Genomic DNA, 8,243 nt, shown 5'->3' with positions numbered 1-8,243 from the left:
CCACGAGTGCAACTAATGCACCGAGTTTCAATTTTCCGGATGAATCAGACATTTAACAACTCCTGCCAGGAGAAAGTTGACGACAGCATAAATCCGCCGTCTCAGCCATTCGCTGACGTGGGTCAGGTCATGGTGCCGTGAAGTAGGAAAAAACCTTCACGGTGCTCCTGGAGTGTGCCGACATCTCAAGCTGCAGGCCTTGCGCACTGGCACCTCCATGTCATTCTAGAGCAAACGCTCTGTTCAACCTGCGATGCTTGACGCTAGTCGCTTTCGCGGCTTTCGCCACTTTTTTACGCATATTTCGACTTTTATCAATTTCTTTTCCAGTGACTATCTAGCTGCTAGTTTTTACAGGATCTATTTATAGATAAAACTGTTATTACCGCGCGTCTTTTTGTGAATGGGTTCACTATAAGCAAGCGTTTCTATATGGCCGCGAACGCTGTTGCATTCGTATGACATTGGCGAAAAAAACGGGGGATACATGAGCGAACCGGGTCAGAAGCTACGCTTGGGCGCGCTGATCGCGTTGGTGGTCGGCTCGATGATTGGCGGCGGGATATTCTCGTTGCCGCAGAACATGGCGGCGCGTGCCGATGTAGGGGCGGTGCTGATCGGCTGGGCCATCACTGCGGTGGGCATGCTGGCCTTGGCCTTCGTGTTCCAGACCCTGGCCAACCGCAAGCCGGAACTGGACTCGGGGGTGTACGCCTACGCCAAGGCCGGTTTTGGCGACTACATGGGCTTTTCATCGGCATGGGGCTACTGGATCAGTGCCTGGCTGGGCAACGTCGGCTACTTCGTGCTGCTGTTCAGCACCCTGGGTTTCTACTTCCCTGTATTTGGCGAGGGCAACACGCCTGTCGCCATCGGTTGTGCCTCAGTCCTGCTGTGGGCGGTGCACTTCCTGGTCTTGCGCGGCATCAAGGAGGCGGCGTTCATCAACCAGGTGACCACCGTGGCCAAAGTGGTGCCCATCCTGATTTTCGTGGTGATTGCCGCATTCGCCTTCCGCGCCGATATCTTCACCCGTGATATCTGGGGGTTGAGCAACCCTCAGTTCGGAGGTGTGCTGGAGCAGGTGCGCAACATGATGCTGGTGACCGTATTCGTGTTCATCGGCATCGAGGGCGCCAGCGTCTACTCCGGGCGGGCCCAGCGCCGCTCCGATGTGGGCAAGGCCACGGTCCTAGGCTTTCTCGGTGTGCTGGCGCTGCTGGTGCTGGTCAACGTGCTGTCCCTCGGGGTGATGACCCAGCCGGAGCTTGCCGGTTTGCAGAACCCTTCGCTGGCGTCGGTGCTGGAGCATATCGTTGGCCCTTGGGGCGCATTGCTGATCAGTATCGGCTTGGCGGTTTCGCTGCTGGGGGCGTTGCTTTCCTGGGCATTGTTGTGTGCCGAGATTCTTTACGCCACCGCTCGTGACAAGACCATGCCGCGCTTCCTGGCCAAGGAAAACGCCAACCATGTACCGGCCAATGCCCTGTGGCTCACCAACTGCATGATCCAGGGTTTCCTGCTGATCACGTTGTTCTCGGCCGGCACTTACACCAGCCTGATCTACCTGGCGTCGTCGATGATCCTGGTGCCTTACCTGTGGTCGGCGGCCTATGCGCTGCTGCTGGCGGTGCGTGGCGAGAGCTACGCCGCGCAGCCACGGTTGCGGCGCAAAGACGTGCTGGTGGCGCTGGTTGCCTTGCTCTACGCCATCTGGCTGCTGTATGCCGGCGGGCTCAAGTACCTGCTGTTGTCGGCGTTGCTGTATGCCCCGGGCGTGATCCTGTTCGCCAGGGCCAAGCATGAGCAGCGGCAAACCCTGTTCACCACGTGGGAAAAGCTGATTTTCGCGGCCGTGCTGGCAGGCGCGGCGCTGGCCGCCTACGCCCTGTACTCAGGGTTGCTGAGCTTGTGACGGGGCTGTGCAGGCGTGCTCCGGGCGTGACCAGATCCACAGGTTGCCCAGGGTCATGCCGGCGATGGCGAGGAATACCGGCCAGTGGTGTTCAAGAAAGGTCAGCATCAGGCCTGCACAGAGCAGCATGCTGAGGGTAGCGCTGACCTTGGCGCGGCGCTGGATCACCTTGCCGTTGCGCCAGTTGTACAGAATCGGCCCGAACAGGCGGTGGTTTTCCAGCCAGGCCGACAACCGTGGCGAACTGCGCGTTGCAGCCCACGCTGCCAGCAGGATGAATTCGGTGGTTGGCAGGCCGGGAATGACGATCGCGACCAGACCCACCCCCAGGCTCACGTAAGCCAGTATTCCATACAGCAGGCGGGCGAGTTTCGAGCGGGCGGGTCGGGTCATGGTCTCACTGCAAAAAACGGTGCGGCCACCGGAAGGGTGGCCGGCCAAGGCGTATCAAACCAGCGCAGCATCTGCAGCATCGGCATGCTTGAGCAGCTCGGTGAAGCGCTCGAATGCCGCTACTGCGCCGCGCTCGGCAGCCGCGTCTTCTTCGGCCGACAGGTCCAGGGCATCCAGGATGCGGGTGAACTGCTTCCAGCCTTCGGCACGGCCACCGGCCGGCTCGCCCAGGTGCCGGGCGCCGAAGCTGTCGGACAGGCCCAGCGCTGCGGCCCGTTTGATCAGAAACGCAGCGCCCAGTTTGGAGCCTTCGGAGACGAAGATCCAGCCCATTGCCTCGCCCAGGCTCGGATTGGCCAAGGCACCCGGCACCGCGGCCGGCACCTGGGTGTCGAGGTCGGCAAGGTCGAGGCGGGCTTGGTCGGCCCGGCAGCGCGCGGCCAGGTCGGGGACGATGGCGATCAGTTGCGGGTCGTTGTACAGGGCCTGCAGCTCGGATTGGAACAGGTACTGGGCGACCACGAAGCGGGCGAAACTTTCGCGGCTGTCGAATGGGGCGTGGGATTTGACCAGGGCATCCAGCTCGGCGTGCGGGGCATGGGTGATCTGGTTCAGGCGCTGGGAGCGCAAGGCTGGGCGGTCGGTCATGGGGCAGTCCTTGGAAAGAGGGCGTCTAGAGACAAGACGAAGCAGCGGGGGCGGAACAGTAAAAAAAACGGGTATGTACAGACGGGTCATTGCGTTGCCTGTGGGATCGGGCGCCGCGCGGGCGGCGCCTGATCCCACAGGCGCTGCAAACCTGAAACCTTCAGATATCCCACACCACATTGATGCCGAAGTTGCGCCCCGGCATGCTCAAACGGTCGATGTTGGCCGGCTGGGTCACAGCCGCTTCACCCTGGCCGTCATAGCTGCGTACCGAGTCCCACTGCCAGTATTTCTTGTCGGTCAGGTTGTACAGCCCGGCGTTGATGGTGACGTCGTCGGTCACCTTGTAGAAACCGGTCAGGTCCAGCACGCCATAGCCTGGCGTGCGGAACTTCGTGCTCGAACCGTCTGGCGAGTAGAAGGTGCTGTCGTCGACCCGGGTCTTGCGCTTGACCAGCGTCCAGCTCAGCAAGCCACCATAGTTGTGTTGCTCGTAACCCAGGCCGAACACGCCTTTGAGCGGGTTGACCGTGTTCAGCGGTTCGCCGGTGTCATCGTTACGGCCATAGGTGTAGGCAATCGAGCCCTGGGTATACAGGCCTTGTGGCGCTCCGAAGTGGTCAAGGTTGAGGCGGCCCTTGACCTCGGCGCCCTTGATGGTGGCGTGCTTGATGTTGTTGGCCTGGAAGGTCTGTTCCAGGTTGGCGCTCTGCACGGCGTCTTCGTCGATGAAGTCGCGGTACTTGTTGTAGAACACCGCCACGTCGAAGTTGCCGGCGTCGAAGTTGCCGCGCAGGCCGGTTTCATAGCCCTTGCTCTTTTCAGGCTCCAGCCCTGGGTTGCCTTCTACCCGGTAGCCTTGGTCTAGGTTGACGAATTTCCCGTACATGGACTTGGCGGTCGGCGTGCGGAAGCCCTCAGCGTACTGGCCGTACCAGGTGTAGTGGTCATCGAAGGCGTAGGTCAGGCCGAACTTGGGCGAGACGCGGTGCCACGTCTTGTCCGAGTCGTCCTGGGAGGTGGGCGCCGTGGCGGTGGACTCCAGGCCACGCAGAAACGCCTCGGTGAACTTGGGCTGCATGCGCGTGTAGTCGTAACGGGCGCCTGGCAGGAAGGTCCAGCGGTTCCAGCGGATTTCATCCTGCACGAACAGGCTGTAGGTGTTCACGGTCGGGTCCGGGAAATCACTGACCAGCACCTGGCCGTCGGCCGGGCGCGGCGCGCCGGCGGCAGCGCAACCCGAGCCTACGGCCAGGCAGGTGCCCGTGCCACTGCGCGAACCGGTGATTTTCTCGTGCTTGAGGGTGGTGCCGTAGGTCAGCAAGTGGTCGGTGCTGCCGATGCTGAAGGCTTTGTCCAGCTGGGCATCGAACACCCACTGGCGGTCCTTGTAACGGGTGTCGCGGGTGCGCAGTACCTGGCGGCCAGGTGGCGCATAGATTTCATCGGTGTGCTGGTCGGTCTTGGCGACCTGGTAGTTCAGGCTCCACTTCACCTGGTCAGCGAACAGCGTGTCCAGGCCGAACTCATGGTTGATGCCGAAGCGTTCGCGGGTGATGGTGTCGTTGCCGCTGCGCGCCTTGTAGTAGCCCATGCCACCGAACCCGGGTATGAACGGCCCTCCCGCGGCGCTGAGGATGTTCTGGTCGCGGTCGTCCTTGTAGCGCTCGTAAGTAACGCCCATGCGGGCGTCGTCAGCGTAGTTCCAGCCTGCCTTGGCCAGCACGTTGGTGGTGCGCACGTCCATCGGGTTGGCTTCGGTACGGGCCAGGCCTGCGCCGCTGTGGTGGCCTTGGGTTTCGGTCTCGTGGCCATTGCGCTGGCTCAGGTGCAGCAGGCCGTCGACATCGCCCTGGCGCCCGGCGACGGTGGCCGAGGTCAGCCAGCTTTCGTCCGCCGAGCTGTAACCGCTTTTCAGGCGTGCGCCAACATCCTTGCCTGGCTTGATGATGTCGTCGGGGTCGAGGGTGAAGTAGCTGACCGCGCCGCCGATCGCATTGCTGCCATACAGCACCGAGGCCGGGCCGCGCAGGATTTCCACGCGCTTGACGATTTCCGGGTCGACATAGTTGCGTTGGGTTTGCGCGTAGGGGCCGTAGAAGAAACTGTCGGGGATCGCCACACCGTCGACCTGGGTGAGAATCCGCTCGCCGTCGATGCCGCGAATGTTGTAGCCGTTCAGGCCACTGCGCTGGCCGGTGCCGGCCACCGACACACCCGGTTCGTAACGCACCAGGTCCTGGATGTTGTTGACGTTCTGGCGGTCCAGTTGCGCTCGGGTCTGCACGCTGACCGTGCTCGGCACCTGGCTCACGTCCTGGGCGCTGCGGGTGGCGCTGACGGTCACTTGCTGCAGCGCGATCACATTGTTCGCGGCCTGGCGTTCGAGTACCACATTGGCATTGCCGATCTTGCGAAAGCTCAGCCCGGTGCCCTGCAACAGGCGCTTGAGCGCGGCATCTGGCGGCAGCGCACCCTGTACACCGGGTGAGGCCACGCCTTCGGCCAACTCGGCGCTGAAGCCAACCTGCCAACCGGTGACCTGGCTGAAGGCGTTGATGGCCGACACCAGCGGTTGCTGGCCGATGCTGAAGCGGTAATCGCCCATGCGCGGGCTGCTGGCGCGGGCCGGTTCGGCAGCCAGCGCCGGCAGGCTGCAGGCGCCGCTGGCGAGCAATGCCAAGGTCAGCAGCGAAAGCTGCCCGGTACGGCGGGGAAGGGAAGACGAGCGGGTAATACCTGTGTACATCGGAAGCGCTCCCAAACGTGCAGACAGTTATAGGTGTCTGTTCTCGTTTGTTAAACAAGAATCAGTTGCATTGGCTATAACGAGACGGATGGGGGCGCAGAACCGCGTAAAAATAAATGCAAAAGCTTTGAACAGGCATGCCGGGCTGCGCGGCGACGTGGCCGTAGGGGAGGCAAACAGTCAGTTCAGGATGACCAGCGCCGGGTACTCATGCAACTGGGCGGAGGTGATGTGAGCCAGCGCGCGCAGGGTTTCCAGCGGCTGGTCGAGGCGGTAGTTGCCGGTTACGGCAACGTCATCCAGCTGGGTATTGCGGTTGATGATCCAGCCGGGGTAATAGCGCCGGACTTCGGCCAGTACCTGGCTCAGCGGGCAGTTTTCGAACACCAGGCGGCCATCGACCCAGGCCAGGTCCTTGTGCATGTCGGGGCGCTGGCGCTGGCCAATGCCCTGGGGGCCCACACTGATGCTGTCGCCAGCGCTGAGGCGTATGCGCTGGTCACGCGCACCTTGCAGGTCGACATCGCCGCGCTGTACCCGCAGTTGCGCTTCACCGTTGAGGTAGCGCACGGCGAAATCGGTATCGCGTGCTTGCGCGCGCAATGGCCCGGCCTGGACTTCCAACGGCATCGGCGCATTCTGCGGCACCTGAAAGTAGGCTTCACCCTGCAGCAGGCGCGCGACCTGGCGGCCGCCGCGGCGGTCACTGGCGAACGCCGAATTGGTGTTCAGCAGCACCTTTGCGCCATCGTCCAGTTGCAGGCGCTGGCGTTCGCCGACCACGGTCAGGTGGTCGGCCTGCAGGCGTGTCGGCAGGTTGCCGAAGGTCACCAGCCCAACCAGCAGCACGGCTGCCGTCGCCAACGGCTTCCAGTGGCTGCGCAGGCGCCCGCGCCACGACCGGCGCTGCTGCCGGTGCATCTGCGTGGCCACTTGGTGCAGCGGCATACCGTTCCACAGCGCTTCTGCCTCGACATAGGCTTCGGCGTTTTCTGGCGCTGCGCTCAACCAGGCCTGGAAGGCGAGGGTGTCGTCGGCATCGGCGCCTTGCAGGCGTACCAGCCATTCCAGCGCCTCGTCCATGGCACGCGCACGGGCATTGGGCCCGGCAGGTGACGGGCGAGGGGCGGGGCTGTCGGTCACGGGGAATCCTTGCGTGGTTTTTTGCAAATGATCAAGGCTGCGGCGTGGTGTGGCAAGGGCTTTACGTTGAGGGGCTGGCCAGCGGCCGGTTCACTTCAGGCGCTCGGCGACGCCCATGCAGATGGCCATGATCAGCTTCAGTTCCTTTTGTACCGTACTGGCCGAAACATTCAGTTGCTCGGCAATTTCCAGGTAGGTGGCGCCATGCAGGCGGCTGAGAATGAAGATGCGCTGCTGGCGCTCGCTCAGCTGGTTCAGGCTGATGCTCAGGTGCTTGAGCAGTTGTTCGGCGTGCGCGGCATCCTCGCTGCTGCTGGCCGGTGCGGCCACGCTGTGCAGCACCTCGTCGGGCACGTCGTCGACCAGCATGCGGGCCTGCACCCGGCGGGCGCGCAGGTGGTCGAGCGCCAGGTTGCGGGCCGTCTGGAACACGAAAGGTTCGATGTGCTCGACAGGCCGCTCGCCCAAGGCGCGCGACACCCGCAGGTAGGTTTCCTGCAGCAGGTCCTCGGCGGTGCTGGGGTTGCCGACCATGCGCTGCAGGGTGCGCAGCAGGGAAAGGCGCTGGAGGAGGAAGACGGCGTTGAACCGGGACTGACTCACGAGAAGACCTGACCGACCAAAAGCTAATGATAATGCTTATCATCTATGCAGAAGGTCAAGTCTGGAAATGTTAGGAAAAGGTAAAGATTGTGAGCCCGCTGGTGGCTGGGGGAGGATGTTCTGTGTATTCGAGACCGAGCGCCGCCTGCGCGGCGCCGGGTCTCACAGGCGCCAAAAGTGCCCCGTCAGGCTCACCGTGCCCTGCACAACGCCAGGCAGTTATCCAGCATGCGGTTGCTGAAGCCCCACTCGTTGTCATACCAGGCCAGCACCTTGAGCATGCGCCCGTTGGCGCGGGTGTGGTTGGCATCGAAGATCGACGACAGCGGGTTGTGGTTGAAATCGCAGGAAACCAATGGCAACGCGTTGTAGCCCAAGACCTTGGAATGCTTGCTCGCCTCAAGGAACAACTGGTTGACCTGCTCGGCGGTGGCCTCGCGCTTGAGGTTCACGGTCAGGTCCACCAGCGACACGTTGATCACCGGCACCCGGACGGCCATGCCGGTCAGTTTGCCGGCCAGTTCCGGCAATACCAGGCCTACCGCCTCGGCCGCGCCGGTCTTGCTGGGGATCATCGACTGGGTTGCCGAGCGCGCGCGGTACGGGTCGCTGTGGTAAACGTCGGTCAGCACCTGGTCGTTGGTATAGGCGTGGATGGTGGTCATCAGGCCTTGCTCGATGCCGAACTCGCGGTGCAGCACCTGGGCGATCGGTGCCAGGCAGTTGGTGGTGCACGAGGCGTTGGAAATGACCTGGTGCGAAGCCCGCAGCACGTCATGGTTGACCCCGTAC

Annotated in this window: 7 protein-coding genes; 1 reads left to right on the top strand and 6 read right to left on the bottom strand. The window is 62.8% G+C overall.

Annotated elements, in window-relative coordinates; genetic code table 11:
- Positions 1-487: 487 nt before the first annotated feature.
- Positions 488-1,915, top strand: coding sequence for an arginine-ornithine antiporter (gene arcD / locus APH30_RS25050; RefSeq protein ID WP_054914060.1), 1,428 nt, complete (start codon positions 488-490; stop codon positions 1,913-1,915).
- On the opposite strand, the gene APH30_RS25045 is transcribed toward arcD, so the two are convergent.
- The 6 genes from APH30_RS25045 to APH30_RS25020 all read right to left on the bottom strand — a co-directional run.
- Entirely contained in the window at positions 1,895-2,308 is a 414-nt protein-coding gene (locus APH30_RS25045) for a YbaN family protein (RefSeq protein ID WP_054890324.1), read from the bottom strand. The two genes, arcD and APH30_RS25045, sit on opposite strands and share 21 nt — an antisense overlap.
- 54 nt (positions 2,309-2,362) lie before the next feature.
- Positions 2,363-2,956: a biliverdin-producing heme oxygenase gene (locus APH30_RS25040; protein ID WP_054914059.1), complete on the bottom strand. Its 594-nt coding sequence runs from the start codon at positions 2,954-2,956 to the stop codon at positions 2,363-2,365.
- Positions 2,957-3,116: 160 nt separating this feature from the next.
- Positions 3,117-5,705, bottom strand: coding sequence for a TonB-dependent receptor (locus tag APH30_RS25035; protein ID WP_054914058.1), 2,589 nt, complete (start codon positions 5,703-5,705; stop codon positions 3,117-3,119).
- A 180-nt stretch (positions 5,706-5,885) separates the two neighbouring features.
- Complete coding sequence (locus tag APH30_RS25030) at positions 5,886-6,848, bottom strand: FecR domain-containing protein (protein ID WP_047150079.1); 963 nt, start codon at positions 6,846-6,848, stop codon at positions 5,886-5,888.
- A 90-nt stretch (positions 6,849-6,938) separates the two neighbouring features.
- Positions 6,939-7,451: an RNA polymerase sigma factor gene (locus APH30_RS25025; protein WP_054881596.1), complete on the bottom strand. Its 513-nt coding sequence runs from the start codon at positions 7,449-7,451 to the stop codon at positions 6,939-6,941.
- A gap of 191 nt (positions 7,452-7,642) precedes the next feature.
- Positions 7,643-8,243, bottom strand: a 601-nt coding sequence (locus APH30_RS25020; protein WP_177333792.1) for a type I glyceraldehyde-3-phosphate dehydrogenase, incomplete at its 5' end; no start/stop codon positions are given.

The organism is Pseudomonas sp. NBRC 111127, from assembly GCF_001320345.1.
GTDB lineage: Bacteria > Pseudomonadota > Gammaproteobacteria > Pseudomonadales > Pseudomonadaceae > Aquipseudomonas > Aquipseudomonas juntendi.
The sequence above is the reverse complement of the archived record's forward strand: the minus strand, read 5'-3'. Positions and strand labels throughout refer to the sequence as shown.